The sequence below is a fragment of the Mycobacterium talmoniae genome, from assembly GCF_001854525.1.
In the GTDB taxonomy this organism is placed as follows: domain Bacteria; phylum Actinomycetota; class Actinomycetes; order Mycobacteriales; family Mycobacteriaceae; genus Mycobacterium; species Mycobacterium talmoniae.
This window is the reverse complement of record NZ_MLQM01000342.1, coordinates 1-1,232: the sequence shown is the minus strand read 5'-3', so window position 1 is coordinate 1,232 and position 1,232 is coordinate 1. Positions and strand designations below refer to the sequence as shown.

Annotated in this window: 2 protein-coding genes; both read right to left on the bottom strand. The window is 74.9% G+C overall.

The annotated features are described in order from the left end of the window. Positions 1 to 643 (bottom strand): DNA polymerase Y family protein (locus BKN37_RS27210; RefSeq protein WP_131823731.1); only part of this gene is annotated, 643 nt, incomplete at its 3' end. Between the two features lie 35 nt (positions 644 to 678). Further along, positions 679 to 1,232: hypothetical protein (locus BKN37_RS27205; protein ID WP_071030420.1), on the bottom strand; the 554-nt coding region annotated here is incomplete at its 5' end.

Sequence of the window (1,232 nt, the reverse complement as noted above, 5' to 3'; positions counted from 1 at the left end):
GGGCGAACCGGTGCGCGGTCACCGCGTCGGCGCCGAACCGGGAGGCCACGTCGGTGGCCGACAGCGCAGCGAACTGGCCGATACTGCGAATCCCCATCCGCCACAGCAGATCCGCCAGCTCGTCGCGTCCCGGCCCGGACAGGGCCGGTTCGGCGGCGAGTTGCCGGATCGACAGCCCCGCCAAAAACCGGGCATCACCGCCCGGCTCCACCACGGCGCCGGCGCGCGCAGCGAACACCGCGGTGGACAACCGGTCGGCGATCCCGACCTGACATTCGGCACCCGCGGCGGCCACCGCATCGACCAACCGCTCGGCCGCCGCCTGTTCGGAGCCGAAGAACCGGGCCGCCCCGCGCACCGCCACCACCAGCAGCCCGGCCCGCAGCACCTCGGCGCGGGGCACCACCTCGTCCACCGCCGCGATCACCGGTGCGAAGCAGCGGGCGTCGCGGTCGGCGTCCGCGGTCACCACATATAGCTGCGGGCAGCGAGCCTGTGCCTCGCGACGGCGCAAACCGCGCCGCACCCCGGCGGCCCGGGCCGTCGACGAGCAGGCGATTACCCGGTTGGCCAGGGTGACCGCGACCGGGGCCGTGGCCGACAGACCCGCCGCTGCCGCCGCCGCGACCGCCGGCCAGTCCATGCACCAGATCGCCAGCACCCGGGAGGACACCGCACTCACTCGTTCACGATCCGGCCGATCGCCCGCCCGCCCGCGCGAACCGCCAACCGCACCTTGCCGATTCGCCCCGACCCGGGAACGGCGCCGGGCGTGGTCTCATAGCCGCAGACCCGGGCCTGTAACCGCAGCGACGCCCCTTGCCAGTCGCCGTCGGTGACCAGCAGGGTGCAGCCACGGTGGCGGGCCCGGGACATCACCGCCCGGGCTCGGGTCAACGGCACCGTGCGCCCACCCAGGCCCAGCACCACCAGATCCATGCCGTCGGCGAGCACCGCGGCGATCTCCACCGGATCGCTGCCGGGATCGGCGATCACCGCGAGTCGGCTCAGATCCGCGCCCATCTCCGCGGCGGCCAGCAGCCCGAGGTTCGGTTGGCCGACGATGGCCGCGTTGCCGCCGGCGGCCGTCACCGCGGCCACCAGGCTCAGCGGCAGCGACCGGGCCCCGGAGACCACCGCCACCGTGCCCCGCGGCAACCCGGCCGGCAGCGTTTTCGCCAGCGCATCCGGGATCGGCAGCAAAGTTTCCGAGGCCGGCAGCAGGTCCGGCG